We start from the raw sequence: 21,683 nt of genomic DNA on the forward strand, positions 1-21,683 counted from the left end.
GTGGGAGGGCGACCAGGCAATCAGAGAGGGCTTGGCCACACCAGATGTGTTTGGTCGTCCGGATGTTGAGCTGGTTTCCATGCAGCGCAACGATCGATGCCCTCGAACCGCTAACTCTACTCGAAGGTGGAACGATCTCGATCTCTGATCTCGAGCTGTTCACTGCTATCTTCTGCCGATCCGCGCATATCTTAACCAACTTTTTGAACTCCATGAGCCCCCGCAAGGGTTCCAGATCATCATCGCCTAGATGGTCAGGAGAGTACCAAAACCCATTATCGATGACCGCCTCGCGCAGGAGGCCCATAGCCAGATCATTCATCCCCGCCCTGCAGGCGAAAGAATATCGAAGATAGTAGACCAATGCCGGAATCGAATCTGGTGATGATGCTTCCTGTGTGATCAGGTCATATGCCTCTTTGTATCTGGCCTGCTGATACAATGCAAGTGAGGCTTCCAGAGACGAAGAATATGACATCAAGAAATGAACACGTTCCATCGGCATTTTATTTTCGTCGAGATGAGAACCAAAACGAGTTCTTTATCTACGGACGGGCCACCAAATGATGATCGGCCCTACCAACGTTGGTCTGGCGACCAAAGGTCGGACAAAGGATAAGTATCCGGGAATGGGAGCCTTCCGTAAGGGAAAAATATGGACCAACTCGAATCCGGCGGATGGAACTACACGATCTTCCAGGGACGCCTGCCTTTGGGGATCATCCTGATACACGAGATAAAGGGTATCGATGAATACGCGCTCTCGGTGGGAAAGAAGCTCTCCAATGAAGGTTACTGGACAATACTGCCGGATCTGTTCAGGGGCAAGACCGCCTCAACTCTCGAGGAGGGCAGGAAGATCCGTGATGCTCTGACCAAAGAGCAGGTGCTCGAAGCCATGTCCGGCGGCAGGGAATTACTGAAGAAAAGGATAGGAGACCGCAGGATCGGCACAATGGGATTTTGCATGGGCGGGGGATTCGCGTTACTGGGTGCGTGTAATATGGAGATCGACTTCTGCGTGGACTACTACGGGATGTTAGAAGATGCAAAAGATCTAGTGGGGCTCGTTGGGCCGGTCCAGCTTATGCTTGGTTCAGAAGACAAGCATGTGACCCCTTGGGCCTTGGCGAACATGTTGCCTGCCATGGTGGAGCACCGAAAGCGATTGGACGTCCATCTCTATCCGAACGCAGGTCATGCCTTCCATAGACCGGATTGGCCAGGCCACGAACCGATCGCCGCCAAGGACGCCTGGAGGAAAACGCTTCTGTTCATCCGGGAGCGGCTTGAATGATCCGAATTAGCCTTCGTCAATGTTCTCGGGAATGACCGAGTTGCGGGGACGTCCTCATCGATCCGGAGAAAAGGTACTCGATACCGAAGCTAGGTTACGGATCCGATGTCGACGCGGATGAGTCCTGGATGTGCGGTGATACTGCGTCGCCAACGCAGAGCCCGGAAAAGGAACCGCTGATGGCCAGTTTTTTATAATTCCTGCTCCCAATCGAATCGTCAGTGAAGGTGATAAACAATGCCCGAAACTGACATCAAGGACGTAATAACGGAAAAGAGCTTGGAGATCAAGAAGATGTTCAAGGACATGTCCGCGACGCTGGAGCAGTGGAAGTTCTCCATCGAGGACACGAAGGAGGGCACCAGGGTAGAGATCCACGCCACCGCCCTGATCAAGCGTAAGAAGGAGTGAGCTCTCAGACCTTCCTGTACCTACCAAACAATCTGCGCCTTATTTTCAAGTTCATGAGGCGCGATAACTCTTCCTTATTCTCGTTCGTTAGGACTATGTCCGGACGCCTCTGGATCATGTCCAGGTATTTGGCCGCAGCCACCATCTCCTCGCAGGGATAATACTTCCTGGCGATTTCCACTATCTTCGACGCAGCTCTGTACTCCAGGAATGATGTGATCTGTGAAGCGAGATCATAGGCCAGCTTCTGCGAGGGGGGCGCTTCGTTCATGAAGTTCCCGACATCGACGATATAGACCTCGTCACCGAACATCAGATTGTCCGGCTTGATGTCCCCGTGGTAGATCCCGTTGTCGTGCATCCTTCTCAGGTAGCTGAACACCGTGTCAAGGTGCTCGTCGGTCAGTTCGGGCACGTCACCGATGGGCTTGGCGTCGAGGAAGTCGGCCACCAACAGCCACAATTTTGCTCTCAAAGGGTATATCCCCCTGGGCGTGGCGGTCGGGATGCCAAGCTGGCTGATCGCATTCATCATCTCATACTGATGTCTTGCCAGTTCCTCCGGCGACTCGGTGATCCGGAACATCGGAGCCATGGAGTTCATGTGCAGGTAAAGGTTCTTGACCAGCTGGATGGCCCTTGCGGTCATGTTGTCGGTCCCGCCAAGGATCTTGCCGAAATAGCGGACCCGCCTACCATCCTTGTCCGTACCCTCTATCTTGATGGGGATGGAAAGTCTGGCAACCTCAGCCCCGACCGGCTTGACCGAGACGTTGGTCAAGTGGAACTCGGTCATCATGATCCTATGGATGTCCTGAAGAACGTCCCGGAAGAATTCCCGGTGGGTTTGATGCCGCTCGACCTCGGAAACCTCATTCATTTTGCGGCCTCGATGTGCGCCTTCTTGTCTGCTTCCTTCATCTGTTTGAGCTTCAGCTTGTTCATCTTCCTCGATCCGTTCCACATCTCCAGAGCGAGCTTCAATGCCTGAACGCGATGAATGGACATCCCGTTCTTGACGCCACGCCCAAGTTCTACTACTGGCTTCCCTTTGTGCTGGTACACCACATGCCACACGTTCAATTCTGGAACGGAGAAGAAGAGCTGGTTGGTATTGATGGTGATCTCCTTTCCTTTGACCGTGACGTCCATGTCGACCGTCCCGTCACGCTTTATCGGGATGCTCAATCCCTTGCTGAACACGACCCGGAACAGGGTGTAGCTGACCATCTCGATAAGCCCCAGGTCGATCGGCCGCTGGATCTTGTTCTGTGTAGATTGTTCCTGCGGGGGCGATGTGCCGGCGGCGCCTTCCATCCGCGGGGATTCCTCGGGCTCTCCTTCCGCCGATGGCATTTCACTCTCTACTTCCACCGATTTGGCCTCGGTGACCCCTGCTTGTTCTACCGATCCGATGGCGATGTTACTTCCCTTTTCCCGATCGAGGAATGGGGCCCCGTTCTTGTGGTACTCCCCCTTGACCTTGACCGTGCCACCCTTTTTCTTCCAGTATTGCTCGAAAGTCTCAAGGTCTGCATCGACTCCCACGAGGTTCTTGGGCAGCCCTTCCTTATGGAACTCAGTGATGACCTTCCGACTCTGAGGATCCTTCCAATCCTCCGGGCATATCAGATCGCGGCAGACCTCTCCATCGGGACCGAAGCTCACCTCTCGTTTTTTCTCCTTTTGATCGGTCACGGAAAGCACCTACTTCTTTACCAGAACCTGGAACCTGGCGAAGATCCTGGTCCCGTCCTGGAATTCCTCCATGGACACTTTCCAATCCTCAAGTTCCGCGTTCAATGTGTTCATGAACTGATCGATCTCATCCACTATCTTCTCGACATTCTCTGGTTTCCCGCCGACCAGGTGCAGGACCGATGCCATCTTGTCTCTCTTGTCCATCAGTTATGACCGGCTTACCATTCGAGCCCCGGTGTTATTATGTTTTTGCATTTCTACCACTGGATTGAGCTAATGTTGTGATGAGCACCTTCGATCTTTGGTGTGAATGACGGAACTAGTCGCTTTTTTTTGTGATCCAGAAGGAAAGGTCAGTTCGACGGCCATATGATCACACAACGCCTTTCTACGCTGATTTAGCCGCAAACAGCGCGTCAAACCATCGAGGAAACATCCTATTCGTCATTTTGCCGCCGAAGGACCGCAGTCTGTTCGATTTTCCGATGACTATAACCGAAACCCTTAGAATACTTGAAGCTCCCATAGCAACCAACACGGGGTCTCTAAAAAATGAGGATGTGCGGTGACACGGCGAACTTCGGGGAAGGAGTGGCCGCATTCCGTCAGGAGGTCGCGGCGGAGGTGGCCTGCGAGGAGGAGATGCTCCAAAAACTGCAGGAGCCCCGTACCAACGAGAAGTATGGCCATCTAGCCTCATTCTTTCTCACATCCCTAGTCATAGTCCTCATCTTCTTCCAGAACTCCGTCTTCATCCTCTGGCTTATCATCGCGATCCTGCTCTATTCGTACAACTTCGTGATCATGCTGATACCGACCACCACGGAGCGGATACGTCCGGACGACAAGGAGCTGGCCCCGGTCATCGACAGGGAACGGAAATGGCTGGCCCTGCGCCTGTTGTTGAAGAAGAAGAAGCTGGCCATCGAGATAGGGCTTACCGTTCTACTTGGAGGACTGGTCCCGCTCTCGCTTGGATTCTCCATAATATTTGGTCTAGCGATGTTCTTCGCCATATACCTCGGATTCTTGGCCCATGTGATCGCCGGCCAGGCAGTGCTTCTGATCGTGGTTCAGATCGCCTTCATCATCCTCTTCTATGTCCTGATGCTGCTCATCGAGCCGCAGGCTCAGGGCATCACCAAGATAGCGATCTCATTCAAGAGGCATTTCGACGATGCCCGTTCAAAGGGCAGGAAGGCGTACTTCGTCATAGTGCTGGCGATGATCGGGGTGATTACCGTGGCGGGCGTCCTGGTCATCGGGGCGATGCTACTTCCGGGACTCATATTGCCCTCGTTCTTCGCGGACCTGAACATGTTCCCTAACGTCGATCTCCCCCTTATCGCGATCGTTTTCGTGAGTCAGCTCGTTATCATGAGGCATTTCCAGGGCATCATGAGCAGATGGATGGCGGTCAACCTGCTCAACACCCGGTTGGAAGACTTGCACACGGACGTACTTGACAAACTGGATGTCCTGGAAGATATGCCCGAGAACGAGGACAAGGGGGCGAGACTGAAGGATCTGAAGAAGAAGTACTACTCCATCGCGATATATGACGTCATCCGGCAGGACCTGTTCGGATACTCCCCTGTCTATCTGGTGGGCCCCCGACTCCGGTATGTTTTGGATGAGGGCGTGATCGAGCACTTCTGATGGAGGAAAACGTCAATCTAAGCGCAGGCCGACCGCTTGTTCCCAATCCCGGTGAAATGCTGCCTGCTTGCGCTTGGATCTGACCATTTCGTAGGCTTCTCGGTAGCCTACCCCATACCTTGTCATCATGTACATAATCGCCACGAACACGGACCTGTCCATTCCCCTGTTGCAGTATATGAGAACCTTAGGATCGAGCGGGAGCAATGCGATTATCTGGTCCCTGGCCTTCAGCACCTCCTCCATCAGCGGAGACCTCCTGGAAGGGAGTATGCTCTTTGTGAACATGACCCTGGAATCGATGATCAGCTCGATGCCTTCATGGCGACGGCGCTGAGCAAAGAAACCGTCGAACCAATCGCCCACGGCCACGGTGTCATCGATCCAATCCATTTGTTCGCTTCCAAGGTTCGTTAGCCTGAGCAATCGTTCTGTACGAGGCTTGCGATTTCTATTCCATTGGGGATTATGTAATGATTCCGCTGTCCCTTCAAGGTCAGACCAAAGTGATGTGGTCCTGGGAGCGGAAATAACAATCAAGAATTGTGAAGAGAAAATGAGCCAGGAAAATATGCTCGGATCGGGGCGAATACCTCGGTCCCCGATCAGGCTGGCTCAAAAGATCAATGTTTGAAGAGATTTAGGTCCTGAATGACACGGAGTACTGCACGTCCTTGGCGCCGAAATACTTCTTGCAGTACTCTGCTACATGCTCCGGTGGATATTCCTTACAGCTGAAAACGTCGATGAACGCTCTGTTGGTGTTCTCGGCAAAGTGTCCCGAGATCAACGAGGTTTCAATCAATTGAGCCAATGAATACCCCTGAACACGAGGATCTGCACCGAAGCGGACCACAATCGGCTCTCCAAAGCGCTTCATGTGAATATGCTCACACAGGTCGATAGAGAACTGTTTGATGCACTCCCCGCTGCAGATCTTTTTAGGGTCGCAGTCTTTCAGATCGATGGATGTAAGAAGGCCCCATTCTTCGCCTTTCTTGAATCTTTCCTCAATCTCTTCGTCGCTCATCATTTTTCCAGACCACGGACCCATGCTATACATCTCTTGCTATCACCATCTGGGCATACTATAGCCCGTAATTATTAGGGAAGGTCAAAAACATTCTAGGATTTAAGCATGGGCATGAAAAAGGCCAGAAATGTACCTGCATATTGGAATTGACCCCCCGTGCCATGTCTCACCATGACTAGGAATCTAACGCATTTTGATGACGCTGTGACCCTCTAGGTCGAAATAATGATAGTGTAAAAGCACTGATGAAGGGACGAATACGATACAAGAATCGAGAAGGGATGAACGATAATGAAACGGATAGGTTGGTTCACAACGGCGCGAGGTCCAGGCTCTTTCAATCTCTTCAAGACAATGATGGACAGCATCATGAATGGGTCCATCGATGCAAAGATATCCTTTGTTTTCATCAACCGCGAGATCAAGGGGAATCAATTCCGGATGAAGCTTGTCGGCATGGCCGAGGAGGCGGACATTCCTGTGATCATTCTCCCTTCCGATTCCTTTGAACCGGAATTGAAGGAGAAGGACCTGACCCTCTGGAGAGACGCCTATGGAAAGGCGATGCGGGAGAGGATATCCGAATACCCCATGGACTTCGGCGCCTTGGCCGGATACATGCTCATACTCGATCCAGAGACATGCCGCCGATACACCATAATCAATCTTCATCCGGCCTTACCGGACACATACAAAGGGACATGGGAGGAGATAGTCGCCCAGGTGGTGGAAAACGGCGACCTGAGATATGGAGCCACGATCCATGTGTGCACGCCAGAACTGGACCGGGGAGGGACCATCTGCTACGATTCTTTCTTCCTGGACAATATCAGGGCGGCCTACTCGAGCAAAGATGAACAGATAAAGCAGGTGAGGGCGGAAGAATTGAAGAGGGAGGCCCATCTGCTAATGGGAGCCATCAAGATGATGGTCGACGGAGACATCGTCATCAAAGATGGCAAGGTCTTCGACCGGGAAGGAAAAAGCATCGGTGCGAACGCTTGTCTGGCGGATCGGATCGATGAAGAGATCCATGGCAAGGACGGGAATTCGATCGGGGCATGATTTGGCCCTTCCTAGTCTCCATGAGGATGGACAGGCCGTCCCTTCATTTCGATGGCTTTGAGCAATCCATCCATCTCGAAGCGGTATCGCCTCAGCTGGTTCTTGCCTTCGTCCGTTATGGACACCAGGGTATGCGGTTTCTTTCCAACGAACTCCTTATCGATCCTGACATATCCTGCGGTCTCCAACTTGCTGAGATGGGAGGAGATGTTGCCCCAGGTCATTCCGGTCTGGTTCATGAGGAATGCATAGTCCGCAGTATCGACCTCTGAAAGAACCACCATTATATGCATCCTGGAAGGCTCATGAATGACGCGGTCGATGCCACTGAACGACGAATAGAGGTCGTCCTCTTTCCTTTCGCTGTCTGACTTCGTCGGGTCCCCTTTCATGCCATTACCTCCGCGATCGGTGGATATACTTTGAGAAAGCGTTCCAACAAGATGCCTCCCGAGATTGTGAGCGCTAAGCCGATGAGAGCAAGATCGACCCAAACCTCTCCACCAAAGAACTGGGCGATCCCAAAGATCGAGAACATTAGAACGGCGTACAGATAGAACCGGACAAGACCGTACATGTAGCCTATTGCAGCGAACGAGGCCATCAGGACCGATCCCACTATCAATTCGCCTATTGACTGAAAGGACGATCTGACCACGGTCGGGAATTCGGGATAGATAAATGATAGAGTGAGCCCCAGGACGACGATCATCACCGTGATCAGTACGAAGAGCAGGGCGCCCCTGGTCAGATTGTGGAATTTGACATATCCGACCCTCGGCGATATGACGGCATTTTTTGAAAACATATATCCGAATATCACCATGCCAGAAAGGCCGGAAAAAAGAAAGGAATCTGTTAGGATCGTAAGCGCCAGCAGTAGGAAGATCACCCCGAATGCGATATCTATCAGACCGTCCCGATGGTACACGGTGTAGACGTTCCGCCGGTATGCAGCCAGGCTTTTATTCCCCGTTGTCATCGTCATTTGTAGGAATGTCTCCGAATATTTACTTTTCGATGCAAAGTACTTTGTGTAATTATTCGAAACGGACAGCCGCCTCGAGCGGGAGGCGGAACCGATATCTAGCTCTCCCCACTGACCAGATCGGCATGTTCGATGATCTGGTCCACCATCAACCTGAAGAAGTAGCTGATTACGGTGCCGCTGCAGATGATCGCCCGGTATCCATCACCCTCTCTCGTCAATATCATCGAATCTGCGTGATCGCTGACCACCGACAGCTCAAGATTGTACTTTCCATCCTTGGTGGTGAATCCCCTTTCGCTCATCTCCCCGCCCGTCGGGGCCTTGCCCTTGTCCCAGAACTCGTTCAACTTCATGATCTTGGCATTACCCAGCGATCCCACGAAGCTCTCCGGGTGATGCGAGATCACCACGGTCACCGACTTGGTCTTTGACGCCTCGGCGATGCATTTTGCATAACGGACGATGTGCTTGTTGTTGGCGCAGACCACATCGACATGGTCCTTGGCTGACTCGATCATCTCGCACACCTTGTGGTTGATCGCCCAGTCCCCCTTCAGGGTCCAGATCGGATTGTCACGCTTCTCCGCCTTCCGGCCGATCTCGTTAAGATACCTTGTCGCCTCATCGCTGGCGAACTTGATCTCCTCCATCAGATGGTTCGATGCCTTGGTCGGCTCGTTCGCCCGGTAATAGAGCGGCGTCGAGTTCCCCACCTCGACCAGCCCCTTCTCGGCCAATCGCTGCATGACGTCATAGGCCCGCGAGCGCGGAACCCCGCTCTCATCGCTGATCTCCTTGATCGTGCCTTCTCCCAGAGCCACGGCCGCAATGTACGCCTTGGCCTCGTACTCGTTCAGACCGAGCCGGAGAAGATGGTCGACGACGTCTGTCATGTCACTACTGTAGTGACAAAATGGCTATAAATGTTGTCTTCATGCCCAGTGAGACCTCCAACGTTTCATAGGAGCATGACATAGAATGATATTCGATAAGCTAGCAAACGTCGTTACCAGGCGTTACAAATTGATCATCGCGATCTGGATCGTGGCGCTCCTGGTCGCCATACCTGCGATGTTGAACGTCAGCAATGCGGTCTCATACAATACCGACATGACGGCAGGTCAGGACAATGAGTCCCTCCGGGTCGCTCAGATCGTCGAAAAGGACTTTCAGAACTCGGTAGCGAACAGCACCTTGATCATCGTGCTGCAGTCGAACAACATGACCGATGCCCAATCCAGGGACTTCGTCCTGGAACTGCAGAAAAGGCTGGAGACATCACCGAACATCCTGTATCTAGAGGGCACCTCGTCCATCTACACCTATTCTGAAACGGTGCTCCAGACATACATCACCCAGCTTGGGGCACAGATGAGGCCGGTCGAATCACAGATCAATCAGAGCGCGTTCATGATCTGGGGCATCCCAGCACTGCACGCTTCCAACTGGGCCGCCACTGGATCCGATTCAGAAGCGTACAACATCACCATCGCGCAACTGCGGGTCATGCTGAGCAACTACGATGCCAACATCTCGGCCATGGCGCTCGGCTATTATGGGATGTTCGCGGCGACCTGGAACAGCACCGCCTCAGATTCGTCCCTGGCGAACCCGATGGTCCGGGCCACGTTCTGCGTGAACAACACGGCGCCGATGTTCATCAAGGAACTGCCGGTCGAGGCTGCCCAGAAGAAGATCATGTTCGGCGTGGTGTCCAAGATCGACCTGACCACCTTCTCCAACCCGACCGTCATCCGTGCCTTTACGCTGAACGCGATTGGCACTGCGGCCGGCATCACCGACATGGCCTTCCTGCAGCAAGTGTATGACCTGGGCCCCATCTATGACCCGCAAAAGGTCGCGGAAAAGGCGAGCTCGATCGTCAGCAACGGAACGCTGGCCACCTATCCGGTAGCCATGCCTCAGAAGCTCCTGACCAGTTTTGTCTCTCCCAGCAACCAGACCATGCTGGTGATGATGAGCTTCAGCAAGGCGGATAACTATACCGACGAGAAGGGCAACAAGCCCATATTGGAGGATGTGGACAAGGTAAGGGGCATCATCAGCGACCTTAAGTCCAGTTCCGGTTCCAAGATAACGACCTACGTCACCGGCACCGGAGCTATCTCCCAGGACATGTCGATCAGCTCCAAAAACGACATGGCGCTGATCGAGCCGATCACCATCATAATAATCATCGTGCTCATGGGTTATCTGTTCCGTACGGTCCTGGGGCAGTTCCTGCCTTTGGGTGCCGTGGGAGTGGCCATCGGTCTGAGCCAGGCACTGATCTATGTGCTCGGCACGACGCTATTGGACATCAACTACATGATCTCCACGATATTGTTCGCCATACTGATGGGCGTGGGGACGGACTATTCGATATTCATCATCACCCGTTATCGTGAAGAACGCATCAAGGGGGCCACCCGGGAACAGGCAGTGCACACCTCGGTCGTCTGGGCCGGAGAGTCCATCGTCACCAGCGCGGCAACGGTCGTCATCGCCCTGCTGGCCATGGCCACCGCGAACTTCTCGTTCGTCCAATCCATGGGCATCGTCCTTTGCGGGGCCATCGTCATCGCCCTGTTGATCGCGCTGACCCTTGTCCCCTCGATACTGATGCTCGTCGGCAACCGGATATTCTGGCCGACGACCGGCGAACGGTGGAAGAGGTTCGCGACCAACCTGATGGAGAGGAAGAAGGCGGGAAACCATGGGTATTTCCACCGGGCGGCGACATTCTCGGTGCGCCATGCCAAGGTCATCGTGATCGCTGCGGTGCTGGTCACGCTCCCCACCACCTACCTGTTCATCACGGCGGACACCAGCTTCGATTTCATCGGGGCCATGGGGGATTCCGAGAGCATCAACGGAATGAAGGCGATGAGCAATGATTTCGGCGCCGGCAGCATCCAGCCTACCCAGGTCGTGATCTCCGGAACCACTGTCATCTATGACGGCACCAATTTCAACCTGACCTATCTGGATGCGGTGGACAATATCACCGCGAGCATAGCCAGCGAATCGATGGTGCAAAAGGTGACCAGTATAACCCGGCCCTATGGCGACAAGATCGACTATTATCACCTGTCGGCGTTGCCCGAGGAAGAGCGCGCCCAGATCGTATCGGGCATGCTGCAAGGCCTGGGCAAGGACAATTCCAGCGTGATGCTGACGATCGTCCTCAAGGAGCAGCCGCAGAGCGCTGATTCGGTCGGGTTCATACCGACATTGAGGAATGACATAAACAACGCCAAATTATCCCAGGTGGCCCTGTCGAGCTCGACCATCCAGGTCGGCGGTTCGACGGCCTCTCTCTATGATATGAGCCAGAGCACTTCGAAGGAGTTCACGAACATCGAGATCATGGTGGTCGTGGGAATATTCATAGTGCTCATGGTCGTGCTGGGATCGCTGCTGCTGCCGGCCTTTGCGGTCATATCGATCGCGATGAGCATTACCTGGTCTTTCACACTGACCTCGTTCCTGTTCGGATCGGTATTGGACAAGCCAGTACTTTGGCTCGTCCCCCTGATCCTCTTCGTCCTGCTGATGGGCATCGGGATGGACTATAACGTGTTCATCCTGACCCGTATCAGGGAAGAGATCCACAAGGGAAAGGACACCGAGCAGGCCGTGGTGGACGCGGTGGACTGGACCGGCGGCATAATCACCGCCCTGGCCCTGATCATGGCCGGCGCGTTCGGTGCCATGATGATCTCCAGCAACTCGATGCTTCAGGAGTTCGGGTTCGCGTTGACCGTGGCTGTGCTGCTCGATGCGATGGTGGTCAGGACGTATATCGTCCCGGCAGCCCTGACCCTGATGGGCAAGAAGGCCTGGTGGGCACCGGGGTGGCTGCAACGCGAAGGGCGGAAGGAGAAGGCGGCAAAGAAACAGTGACCCCCGAAGCGATGCGCCCATTTTGGGCGCGGTCGAAGCTGAAACGTCTTCCAAACCCTTTCTCATTTCTCGTTCTGTGATCCAAAGCTCAACCTTGAATATCGATGACATGGTTCGAGGCACCCATGTCGATCCGGTCCAGAGCGTTATTTGTCATGATGGCGGCAGCGCTCCTAGTAATCTCTTCGATCTCGATCGCATTGATCGATTCGAACTCAAAGTTGACCAAAGACAACTCCGCTTCAAACATGAAAATACAGATGAGCTCCATATTGGAGAAAGGGCAGACGGTGGTGGCAAAGGAGATCGAAAAGGTCAGGAACCAGACATATGACCTTGCGCTTCGCCTTGGGTCGGCCGGACTGAACGGCTCGATCGTCAGGGACGAGATCAACCGTACCCTTACAATGAATCCCTATGCTGTCGACATCCTCACGTTCAACAAGAAGGGTATCGTCCAGGCGATCGAACCGGAACGTTTCCGTTATCTGGAAGGAGTGGACCTGAGCGGAGGCAACAAGACCTCCGAGCTTTTGAAGTACAAAGTATCGACCATGAGCAACACCTTCTCCTCCCGAGGAATCACTCGCGGTTCCGGATATGCCTGTCCGGTATTCGGTGCCAATGGAACGTTCATCGGGGCGGTGAGCATGTTGTACGACGTGGGGGCGCTTATGAATGCCACTCTGCCCTCCTTGACCGCGGGAACTGAGTTCACATGGTTCGCGATTCAGCTCGACGGGACGGAGATCTATGACACGGACGTGTCGCAGATCGGCATGAATACCCTCACGGATCCAAACTACGTTAACTTTACCCAGTTGGTTGCCCTGGGATGGAGATCGGTGAACGAGACGAACGGCTATGGCACATACTCCTTCGTCACGGATCTGGGCACAAAGCAGGTCGTGAGCAAGGAATGCTTCTGGACCACGGTGGGGGCTGAGACCATCCAATGGAGGCTGTTCCTGGTCCATCCTATGTGATCGATCCCGACCCAGATGAGTTCGAAGAATGATATCGGAAACATCAAGACTGTATACCCCCAGGTCATTGGCCGTGCATGCTGAAGCGGGCAAATTGGCTCATCGCTGTTTTGATGGTGGCCCTCCTCATCTCGGTCACTGCGGTAGGAACGTTGGTTTCCGACAACTCAGAGATAGACCGACAGGGTTCGGCAACTTCCACCCGTTTGCAGATGAACAGCGTCCTAAGCAAAGCCCACATGTCCGCTCAAGGGGAGATCGGCAGGCTCGACGGTCTGATGAAGAACACCAGCGCGAGCCTGGGACCTCTAGGCTTGAACGGTACATTGGTCCGGTCGGAGCTCATCCTCGCATTGGCATCTGATCCATACATCCTGGACATAATCACCTATGACAGGCATGGCGTGGTAGTGGCCGCTGAGCCGGCGAGCTATGATTACTTGGAAGGGATGAACCTCAGCACCGCGGACAATGTCGCACAGATGCTGGGCACCAAGATGCCGGTGATGAGCAATGTCATACCGCCGATCGAGGGCCTTCCCGGAGCGGTGATCGCGGCCCCGGTCTTCGACAGCGTGGGAATGTTCATCGGAGCGGTCAGCGCCCTGTTCTCCGTCTCGGCCATGATGAACAATACCCTCCCGCAACTAGCGACCGGGATGGACTTCACCTTCTGGTGCATCCAATTGGATGGCCAGGAGATATACGATACCGATCCGGCGCAGATAGGTATGAACCTCATCAACGGCTCCGACTATCAGGACTATCCGGGAGCACAAGCGATGGGCAGCAAAGTGGTCAACGAGACGTCCGGCTACATCACCTATTCCTACTTCGTCAGCCTGAGCACACAAAAGATGGTTGAGAAAGAGTGCTTCTGGACGACCGTCGGAGCATATGGCATCGAATGGCGGTTGGCGATCGCTCACCACCTATAGAGAATTGGATATCTACCTGGCAGAACGAATCGGCTCTGAATCAGGTTGGCAATCATACCAAGATATTGATGGAAGAAAAATATCGCGGCAATATTGCATCGTGTATCCTTTGAGTCATCCACTTGCATACGCGGGGTAGAGAATAGATTTCACTAGCAAGAAAAGCATCATTTGTGAATTAAATTTTCAATTCGTAAGTTAATTATGGGATTATTCTTAGCAATAGAAAATATATACTCGCCAACAAAGTGTTTTCTTAGGGGAATAATTTGGCTGACGTAAATGCAATGTTGGACAATCTAGTGCAAAGCATATTGGATGAAATACCATTGATCTTGGCCGCAATCGTCGTGCTGATCATCGGCTACATCATAGCCATATTGGTCGGCAATGCGGTAAATAAGATCGTGGAGAAGGTAGGGATCGAAAAGACCTTCGATCAGAGCGTGACCGGAAAGGCCTTCAGGGCTTCAGGCTTGGATCTGTCAGATTTCATAGGAGGAGTGGTCAAAGCGTTCATACTCATCCTAGCCATAATATTAGCGATCCAGATCCTCAATTTCGGGGGGACGATTGGCAACTACCTGACTACCATCGCCAATTACCTGCCGAGACTGCTCGGTGGGATCTTGATCCTGATCTTTGGGGCGGTCTTCGTGGATTTCCTGGCAACGTTCATCGGAAAGGTGATCCGCCCGATGTTCCCAGCGACGAAGTCTGAGATCGCTGACATGCTCAAGAACCTGTTGTTCATAGGCCTGATCGCGTTCGTGATCCTACTTTCTCTTGACACGATGCTTCTCTCTGGGCAGACCGTCTATCCGCTCATACTCGGATTCGTGATAATTGGCGCGGGCATCACCTTGACGGACGCCCTCATCAAATCCATCACCGACGATCATGCCGAATTCAAGGACGTCGCGGGATTTGCCAAGTTCGTGCTCTATGCGATATTCCTGGTAATCGGTGCAGGTGCGATCTTTGCCACGTTCTCCAATGTCACCACCATCGTGGCGAACATCTCATGGGCCTTCGCCATAGCGCTGGCGATAATGCTGATACCGGTGACGTATGCGATGATCAAGAAGATGTCGATGGCCTGACCCAGACCAATAAACCCTTTTCCTTTCTTTTTATGCCGAATTCGATTGCGTTCTCCATGGATCATTAGAACTGAATGCGAACTATTTCTTCCGCGTTCTTCCGAAGAAATGAATTCATCGCATCCACTATCCATTTCCAAACAATTCCTGTTTCCGAAGGGGCGGACCATCGAGACTACACCGCATGGAGGAGCGAGGGCAATCTACGGCGAGGAAGCAGGATGCCTCCGGTCCTTTAGCGTAGGAGGGAATGAGGTCCAGGATAATGGAATGGTTAAGATCTGCATACAGTCGTACCAAAAACGGTGAAATTGAAAGATATCCCCTTGTCCATCACCGTCATGATCCTAATGCCTGATACTTTTATTTGTAGCGCAATATCCCACCGATCTTGACCGTTGAGGTAAACGTCTTGCCAAAATCCTCGTCCTCACCGATCATGAGCACATCCGTATCGTATTGGTCCGAGATATTTTTCAGGCCCTCGATCGTTTCGATATCCAGGGAATCGCTCAAGATCAGGGTCTGCATCTGCCCAACCTTCAGTCTTTTCAAGGTTTCGTCCATTCCGGACACCTGCAGACCGTCGCTTCCGGCCTCCGACCAGAAGCGGTCCAGTATTCTCTTCTCCTGAACATAATGGCAAGTGGTCAGTTGTCCTTCTGCCGCGGCCACGGCTTCCTTCAGGCCATTTTCGTTTGTGTGTTCAACATCAAAGACCCCTGTCACCATCTTCCTGAGCTCATGATGAAGATAGTCCCCGGCCATGAAATCGTTCTTCGTCATCGCCGGTCCGCCAATGATCACTCCCCTGAGTCCTTTTCCCAGGAATGCCTCGGTGCATCTTTCAGAGGTCTTCTTGAAGTATTCATTGATAGCGTCATCCCTCAAACGTTCGAATCTCAGGCTGGACATGCCGCCGTGATGGTGCTTGTTCGACACCTGAGATTTGATTTCCTTGTAGACCCGGACATTCGATCCCTTGAGATAACCGATGGTCGCATCTGCCAGGTCCAATACCAGGATGCCATATGTCTCTTCGACAGCTATCATTTGGTAAAGTGGATCAAGGTAGAATCCCCGCTCGCATTTGTAGATGAAAGACAGTACAGGATAGGGCGGTTCCAGCGCCTGGCGATGCAGCCTGCCATTGACCTCCCCGAACAAAAGAACGATTCCATTTCTTTTCGCAACCGGGTCCATGGTGCCCATTTGATTCAGGATCGCGGAGACGGTGAGCCTTGTCGATCTAGCTATTTGGTCAGACGATTCATCGTGGCTCCGTTCATTGATACCTTGGAGCTATTCGATGACCTCACCGATCGGCTTCCCTGGGGGAACATACAGGGAGATCAATACTGCGTGCGGTGCAATGATATTGCTGACATGGTCCAGTTGTTTCCGGAAAAGGCAAAGATTGAACTCCATGTCCTTGCAATCGAAACACCTTATTGAAATAGATAGCGATTTTCATACCCACACTAGAACAGATATGAAGTAGGTCGCCAGCGTCAGACACGGAGAAAATGAAAACAGTTATAGAAGAAGATACTCCAGACGTTCCAGCAGCTCCACACCAATAAGAGGACCCGGCACTGGAATTGGTCTGCCGGTCACCAAGAAGATCGTGGAACGCCATAGTAGACGGATTGGGCCGAGTCTGAGGAGGGAAATATCGACATTTACTTCACCGTTCCGAAGTAACAACGCACACCGGATCATGTGATGTTGAGGGTTCGTTTTTCAAGGATTTGCCATCTCACTGTCATGTGGGGGGAAGGAAGCCGAATTAAATCTGGCTGGTGGTCTTCTTTTACAGTCCATATACTACCCCATCAAATAAGTCGGAATGACTAATCTATGTCTTCTTACAACCCACAAAGAGTCCTCAAGCCTGTAATTGAAAAGAACGACCAATCTTGATTGTTCTAAATCTCAAGGAAAAAAGACAACAAAAGGTTTACCAATCCAGATCCTTGACTCCACTCTCAACTGGTGCAGGTCTATCTCCACTATGATCATTTCTTTGCTTTCCTCGTGCTCTGCAGGCCCTTGAACTTGAATACCTTTTCAGGGCATCCGCGTTCGCAGCGCAGACAGGCCGTACCATTGCACAGATCGGAAGCCACCGTTATCTCCGGTTCTCCGCTCGCATTCTTTTCGACCGTCAATGCTTTCTCCGGGCAATTCTCAGCGCACTTCATGCACGATATGCATCCGTCGAAAGTTCCCACAAGCTTGGTCCCGATGTCAGTGAGGATCTTCAATCCCTTGTCGCCCAGGACCGGTATGTCTCGCTGCACGATCTTGTACACATTCGCCTCACGGAACTTCTCTGGTAAAGGCTGGATGCCCATGCTCTGTATGAAGAAGTTGTATGACGAGAGCGGCATTCCTTCCTGCCAAAGCGCCAGCTCCTGGATGTATAGGGTCTCGAACACCTTATCGGTGGCGAACATGATGTGGTTGGACCGGATGCCGTGCGCCATGTCCTGCAGCTCCTCCATCAGATTAGGGTCCATGACTATGTCAGTAGCCATCGCCAGCGAAGTGTTGCCGACCTGGTAGATGTTCTTCGGCGTGGGCGGGATCAGTCCGACCCTTTGCGCCTTTAACGCGTCAACATACGTTCCGGACGCGCCGCTCATGTACATGCTGTCCAAATCGTCGAATGTGATCCCTGCCTTCTCCAGCAGGGTGAAGTGACCTGCCCTCATGGCGCCGAACGCCTTTGCCGCCTCTTGGAAGTCATGGTCGTCAATGTAAACGCCATCCTGAAGGTGCAGCTTGCCGTCCGCTGTCAATATGTGCGGTGCCTTAATCAGACCGGTGTCCATGGCAGTGGCGATGGCAGCGATGACGCCAGTGCCGGTCACTCCCCTGGATCTGCCGTGCATGTTCCCCTCTTCGACTATGTCCCCCGATGTCGGGTCGACCTTGTCCCCATCGACCGGCATCAGTTGGTCATCCAGCACCCTGCAGCGCCAGTGGCCCTCAAAGTCTATGTCAGATATGGCACCTGGCGAGGCCAGCATGCCAAAGCGGATGGCCTGTCCTTCCATGGCCGGACCGGCAGCAGCGGAACCAGTGTATATCTCGTCGCCTACTTTGAGCGCCATCTCGGCGTTGGTTCCGTAGTCGGTGACCAAGCACGGCTCCTTTCGGTCGAGCAGTCCGGTCTTGAACATCATGGCCAATGCGTCGGCACCAATCTCGTGCGCAATCGATGGTGGTACGTACACCTCGGCGTTCGGTCCGCCCAGATCGATTCCTAGCGCCTCGGAGGACATGACCTTAGCGTCCCGCTTCTGTGGCGTTACTCCCTTCGATTTCAGAGATTTCTCTCCCACATACGCAAGGTCCCTCAATTCCATGTTCTGGAATATCGAGAGCTGGATCGGGTTTCCACATACGGCCATCCTCTCAACTTTGGTAAGATCGATCTCCAAGAGCCGGACGAGGCGATTGACCGTCTCGATCATCAGCTCATTGGCCAAGTTCTGGTCCACTTCTATGCAGTAGGTCAGGTGGTCCATCACGTTCGCTCCGGGGACCGGATGCCTTACGGTCATGGCCGTCGAGATGATCTTTTTGGTGCTCAGATCTATTGCATGCACTCTTGTTCCGCTCGTGCCACATCGATTGATATTCCATATCCCATTGTAACAACCTCATTTTTCAATTCTTATAGCAGAATCAATCCTTAGATCAGGCTGATTTCAGTGCCATTGGGTTTGATAATCACCTGAAGTTTCTCACTCTTACTCATTCACGCGCCTTTGGGCAAAGATCAATGAAGAAAAACTGGGAAGGGAGCCAGAAAGCCCCCGTTCCCCTCATCTCAGAGATCTCTGCTTTATGCGTTATTTCCCGTGCGAAGTTCCGTGCCTTGGTCCGATCATGTGCATTAGAATGCCCTACGCTCAGAATACGCGTTTCACCGAAGCCCCTCATTTTAGTATCTGGAGATTTCATAAGGGCCTCTGCTAGATCTCTGTCGGGTTCTCCCTGACAACTAAACATACCAATTACCCTCGTTCCATTTGCCGCCTCTTTGCAATTCTCAAATACCGCTCCGAGTGGCGGAGAATTGGGGACCATTGCGTGGGCAATAAACGGCGTAAATGTTTTGCCTCGACCATTATATTCGAGGAAGTTCTTTATCTCCTTCGGAGCTCCCACCATATTCACAGGGAAGCCCGGGAATATCAAATCATTTCCATCCAGACTTTCAATTTCAGCTATTGGTCGGATGTCTTTCTTCCCTTTGACTTCCTCAAAGATGGATTCTGAGATCATCTTCGTGTTCCCTGTTACTGACAAATTAGCCACCGAAGTGCTCATTTAATACCCTCCGTGAGGTCAAAAAACGTAAACAGTAAAGATTATAAATATATTATGAAGTCATATTATTCTATTACTGTAAAAAACATCCGCACTAGCAGCGTTTATTGGATGGCCTAATTCATTATCTCCACCCATACCTATTCCTTTATTGTTGGACTTGATTAATATTGCTAACCCAAACACACTCTTAATCTAGGAACCAAACGGACAATGAATAACTCTTGAATTGAGCGGTCTCACAGTCTTCGGCCACACCTTCAAACTCGCCCTTGCAAGTCGTCTGGTTATTTGTCTATCTTCATTAGTGTTAAAACAGAAGTATTGGGCATCACCGCGGCTACCAATCAAGACCTTACATCAATATTGACTAAAATCCTATTACATCGCCAGAATTTGTCTTTTTTTTCTGGCTAACAACAAATTACGAGGCAGTAAGGGAAAACGGCGCAGTGGGCGATCAATCAGCTCATATCGACCCAAGAATCTGATACGGTGTTTTGTGGATTGGTCTTTAAACCATTCCCATGGGGAATCCTGCGATCCTACTCCACCAAGTTACTGCTAATGTCTTCCAATAGCATCGTAATGCCGTCTAGAACTCGCAACCCTCGGGACGTAACAGAATAGAGGTGGCTCTTCCGGTCGTAGTGTATGTATTCCACCTCGAGAAGCGCCTTTAGATGAAATTGGAGATGTCCTTTCTTCAGGCCTAGTTCCTTGCATAATTCGGCTAGACTGTTGCTTTCCCTAGTCAGTATCAGCATGACCTGGACCCTTTTTGCGTTGGATAAAGGAGCCAGCAATCTCTCCGCCGTCTCCGGCGACAGCTTTCCCTTTTCCCGTTTCGTTATGATTGGAGGGATAACGGGGATGCCTGGGGCGGTCTGGTTGAAGATATGGTCGGAGCCATTGAGATACTCCTTGATCTGGTCGACAAGCTGTAGCTCGAAGCTGTTAATCCGGTCGGAGCTACTCATTCCGTTGGTGACGATGCCAGTTTCGAAAGCATTCAAGAAAGTTAGTGCCCTTTGTTTCCCGTCGCTCTGGAATATGGTGACCGTCCGGTCTACAATGTCCTGAAGTGTTTCCTTCGAAATCTCTTCCTGCCGTTCCTTAACCGATCCATCCGGAACCCGGGAATAGTGCCGTGCGATCCGGTCCTTTAGCACTGTCTCTATCTGATCGCCGAACACCTTGCGCATGTCGTCCTGCCTGAGGTTGAGGATCGATGTGCTCAATCCGCGCACCTCCTGCCGTAACGCCTTGATCTGCTCTCGAATATCATCGTTCTGCATTGCGAACTACCGTAATAGAATAATATTACATCATAATACTTTAATATTTTGGAAGTCTATCATATGCTAAGAAATCAAGAGGAGTAATTGATATGAATTCTAAGGGCAGGAATGGATCGGGGAGGCTTATGATGATGGCCTGCCCCATGCTGGAGGATGAGATGATTCATAATCTGACCACCGACCCAGATGAGAAAAGGATATTCCTCGTTACGAACAAGAATATTGAGACGCTGCTCCCCAAGCTTAAGTCAAATAATGTCGAGTTCGAGCAAATCTCTGAGGATGATTTTTTCAACGAGAATGCGAATGTGCCTAGGGAAGGGTACAACATCATCATCTGGATGATGAGTCTCGGACTCCACTCGGAGCCCAAGACCCTCGCAGCGGAAATCCGCAGGCTGATGCTTACAGTCCCAGGTCATGCCGATGGTATAGCGCTTTACTATGGGCTATGTGGAAACGGGCTCGAAGGGATCCGGGAATGGGGCAGGGAGAACCTGCCGATACCGATGACGCTCTTCACCGATAGGGAAGGTAAGCTGTGCGACGACTGCATATGTGTGCCACTCGGTAGCAGCGAAAGATACTTGAATCTCATGAAGAAGCATTGCGGGGTGATGTACCTCACGCCCGCCGTCGCATGCAACTGGAAGGAGTTCCTCTACCATACCGAGCTGTTCAAAGGCCTCGATACCATAGATATGAGCCGTAAGGAGTTCATGAAGCTCATGCTCGATATGGCGCACTACAAGCAGTGCCTGAAGATCCAGACCAATCTCGGGGACCAGGCAATCTTCCAGGAAAAGTGCGAAGAGTATGCCAAAGAGCTGGAGTTGGAACTGATCGAGCTCGAAGGCGGGTGGGTGTCCACAGAAGTCGCGGACCGCATGTATGCCGAGGCAAAATCTTTCCTCGGGGAATGATACGTATATATAATTGTATTATTAT

24 protein-coding genes are annotated in these 21,683 nt (G+C 52.2%); 9 read left to right on the plus strand and 15 right to left on the minus strand.

The window, feature by feature from the left end; genetic code table 11:
* Nucleotides 1-478, minus strand: a 478-nt coding sequence (locus tag VGK23_11415) for a hypothetical protein (GenBank protein ID HEY3421149.1), incomplete at its 3' end; no start/stop codon positions are given.
* 177 nt (nt 479-655) lie between these two features.
* Here VGK23_11415 and VGK23_11420 point away from each other — a divergent pair.
* Both VGK23_11420 and VGK23_11425 read left to right on the plus strand, forming a co-directional pair.
* On the plus strand, nt 656-1,297 hold the full coding sequence (locus tag VGK23_11420) for a dienelactone hydrolase family protein (protein ID HEY3421150.1): 642 nt from the start codon (nt 656-658) through the stop codon (nt 1,295-1,297).
* 237 nt (nt 1,298-1,534) lie between these two features.
* Nucleotides 1,535-1,708 carry a hypothetical protein gene (locus tag VGK23_11425; protein ID HEY3421151.1) on the plus strand — a complete coding sequence of 58 codons (174 nt, stop codon included), beginning with the start codon at nt 1,535-1,537 and terminating at the stop codon, nt 1,706-1,708.
* A gap of 4 nt (nt 1,709-1,712) precedes the next feature.
* Here VGK23_11425 and VGK23_11430 read toward each other — a convergent pair whose 3' ends face one another.
* The 3 genes from VGK23_11430 to VGK23_11440 are packed head-to-tail and all read right to left on the minus strand — an operon-like array spanning nt 1,713 to nt 3,613.
* A complete protein-coding gene (locus tag VGK23_11430; GenBank protein HEY3421152.1) occupies nt 1,713-2,588 on the minus strand; it encodes a hypothetical protein in 876 nt (291 codons plus the stop codon).
* Nucleotides 2,585-3,406: a hypothetical protein gene (locus VGK23_11435; GenBank protein ID HEY3421153.1), complete on the minus strand. Its 822-nt coding sequence runs from the start codon at nt 3,404-3,406 to the stop codon at nt 2,585-2,587. Before VGK23_11435 ends, VGK23_11430 begins: the two co-directional genes overlap by 4 nt.
* Nucleotides 3,407-3,415: 9 nt before the next feature.
* Nucleotides 3,416-3,613, minus strand: coding sequence for a hypothetical protein (locus VGK23_11440; protein HEY3421154.1), 198 nt, complete (start codon nt 3,611-3,613; stop codon nt 3,416-3,418).
* A gap of 348 nt (nt 3,614-3,961) precedes the next feature.
* Here VGK23_11440 and VGK23_11445 point away from each other — a divergent pair, with 348 nt between their 5' ends.
* Nucleotides 3,962-5,068: a hypothetical protein gene (locus VGK23_11445; protein HEY3421155.1), complete on the plus strand. Its 1,107-nt coding sequence runs from the start codon at nt 3,962-3,964 to the stop codon at nt 5,066-5,068.
* Between the two features lie 12 nt (nt 5,069-5,080).
* On the opposite strand, the gene VGK23_11450 is transcribed toward VGK23_11445, so the two are convergent.
* Nucleotides 5,081-5,461, minus strand: a complete 381-nt coding sequence (locus VGK23_11450) for a dual specificity protein phosphatase (protein ID HEY3421156.1) — start codon at nt 5,459-5,461, stop codon at nt 5,081-5,083.
* A 247-nt stretch (nt 5,462-5,708) separates the two neighbouring features.
* Nucleotides 5,709-6,098, minus strand: coding sequence for an S-adenosylmethionine decarboxylase (locus tag VGK23_11455; protein ID HEY3421157.1), 390 nt, complete (start codon nt 6,096-6,098; stop codon nt 5,709-5,711).
* A 294-nt stretch (nt 6,099-6,392) separates the two neighbouring features.
* Between VGK23_11455 and VGK23_11460 the strand changes: the two genes are divergently transcribed.
* Nucleotides 6,393-7,166, plus strand: coding sequence for a formyltransferase family protein (locus VGK23_11460; GenBank protein HEY3421158.1), 774 nt, complete (start codon nt 6,393-6,395; stop codon nt 7,164-7,166).
* An 11-nt stretch (nt 7,167-7,177) separates the two neighbouring features.
* Here VGK23_11460 and VGK23_11465 read toward each other — a convergent pair whose 3' ends face one another.
* The 3 genes from VGK23_11465 to VGK23_11475 all read right to left on the minus strand — a co-directional run bounded on the left by VGK23_11465 (nt 7,178) and on the right by VGK23_11475 (nt 9,050).
* Entirely contained in the window at nt 7,178-7,558 is a 381-nt protein-coding gene (locus VGK23_11465; protein HEY3421159.1) for a transcriptional regulator, read from the minus strand.
* Nucleotides 7,555-8,148 carry a hypothetical protein gene (locus VGK23_11470; GenBank protein ID HEY3421160.1) on the minus strand — a complete coding sequence of 198 codons (594 nt, stop codon included), beginning with the start codon at nt 8,146-8,148 and terminating at the stop codon, nt 7,555-7,557. Before VGK23_11470 ends, VGK23_11465 begins: the two co-directional genes overlap by 4 nt.
* A gap of 104 nt (nt 8,149-8,252) precedes the next feature.
* On the minus strand, nt 8,253-9,050 hold the full coding sequence (locus tag VGK23_11475) for a helix-turn-helix domain-containing protein (GenBank protein HEY3421161.1): 798 nt from the start codon (nt 9,048-9,050) through the stop codon (nt 8,253-8,255).
* An 85-nt stretch (nt 9,051-9,135) separates the two neighbouring features.
* Between VGK23_11475 and VGK23_11480 the strand changes: the two genes are divergently transcribed.
* Nucleotides 9,136-12,063, plus strand: a complete 2,928-nt coding sequence (locus tag VGK23_11480; protein HEY3421162.1) for an MMPL family transporter — start codon at nt 9,136-9,138, stop codon at nt 12,061-12,063.
* A gap of 88 nt (nt 12,064-12,151) precedes the next feature.
* On the opposite strand, the gene VGK23_11485 is transcribed toward VGK23_11480, so the two are convergent.
* Entirely contained in the window at nt 12,152-12,292 is a 141-nt protein-coding gene (locus VGK23_11485) for a hypothetical protein (GenBank protein ID HEY3421163.1), read from the minus strand.
* A gap of 31 nt (nt 12,293-12,323) precedes the next feature.
* Between VGK23_11485 and VGK23_11490 the strand changes: the two genes are divergently transcribed.
* The 3 genes from VGK23_11490 to VGK23_11500 all read left to right on the plus strand — a co-directional run bounded on the left by VGK23_11490 (nt 12,324) and on the right by VGK23_11500 (nt 15,090).
* Nucleotides 12,324-13,049, plus strand: a complete 726-nt coding sequence (locus VGK23_11490; GenBank protein ID HEY3421164.1) for a hypothetical protein — start codon at nt 12,324-12,326, stop codon at nt 13,047-13,049.
* Between the two features lie 77 nt (nt 13,050-13,126).
* Nucleotides 13,127-13,987, plus strand: coding sequence for a hypothetical protein (locus tag VGK23_11495; GenBank protein ID HEY3421165.1), 861 nt, complete (start codon nt 13,127-13,129; stop codon nt 13,985-13,987).
* Nucleotides 13,988-14,274: 287 nt separating this feature from the next.
* Nucleotides 14,275-15,090: a hypothetical protein gene (locus VGK23_11500; GenBank protein HEY3421166.1), complete on the plus strand. Its 816-nt coding sequence runs from the start codon at nt 14,275-14,277 to the stop codon at nt 15,088-15,090.
* Between the two features lie 363 nt (nt 15,091-15,453).
* Here the strand turns inward: VGK23_11500 and prf1 are convergent, their stop codons facing one another.
* The 5 genes from prf1 to VGK23_11525 all read right to left on the minus strand — a co-directional run bounded on the left by prf1 (nt 15,454) and on the right by VGK23_11525 (nt 20,732).
* Nucleotides 15,454-16,383 (minus strand): peptide chain release factor aRF-1, encoded by a 930-nt coding sequence (gene prf1, locus VGK23_11505; protein HEY3421167.1) that lies wholly within the window; start codon nt 16,381-16,383, stop codon nt 15,454-15,456.
* Nucleotides 16,384-16,392: 9 nt separating this feature from the next.
* Nucleotides 16,393-16,518 carry a hypothetical protein gene (locus VGK23_11510; GenBank protein ID HEY3421168.1) on the minus strand — a complete coding sequence of 42 codons (126 nt, stop codon included), beginning with the start codon at nt 16,516-16,518 and terminating at the stop codon, nt 16,393-16,395.
* Nucleotides 16,519-17,108: 590 nt separating this feature from the next.
* Nucleotides 17,109-18,707: a methylamine methyltransferase corrinoid protein reductive activase gene (locus VGK23_11515; protein ID HEY3421169.1), complete on the minus strand. Its 1,599-nt coding sequence runs from the start codon at nt 18,705-18,707 to the stop codon at nt 17,109-17,111.
* 148 nt (nt 18,708-18,855) lie between these two features.
* Nucleotides 18,856-19,434: a flavodoxin family protein gene (locus tag VGK23_11520; GenBank protein ID HEY3421170.1), complete on the minus strand. Its 579-nt coding sequence runs from the start codon at nt 19,432-19,434 to the stop codon at nt 18,856-18,858.
* A 545-nt stretch (nt 19,435-19,979) separates the two neighbouring features.
* A complete protein-coding gene (locus tag VGK23_11525) occupies nt 19,980-20,732 on the minus strand; it encodes a winged helix-turn-helix domain-containing protein (GenBank protein ID HEY3421171.1) in 753 nt (250 codons plus the stop codon).
* A 92-nt stretch (nt 20,733-20,824) separates the two neighbouring features.
* Between VGK23_11525 and VGK23_11530 the strand changes: the two genes are divergently transcribed.
* Nucleotides 20,825-21,658, plus strand: a complete 834-nt coding sequence (locus VGK23_11530; protein HEY3421172.1) for a DUF1638 domain-containing protein — start codon at nt 20,825-20,827, stop codon at nt 21,656-21,658.
* Nucleotides 21,659-21,683: the final 25 nt, after the last annotated feature.

Source organism: Methanomassiliicoccales archaeon, assembly GCA_036504055.1.
Lineage (GTDB): Archaea > Thermoplasmatota > Thermoplasmata > Methanomassiliicoccales > UBA472 > DASXVU01.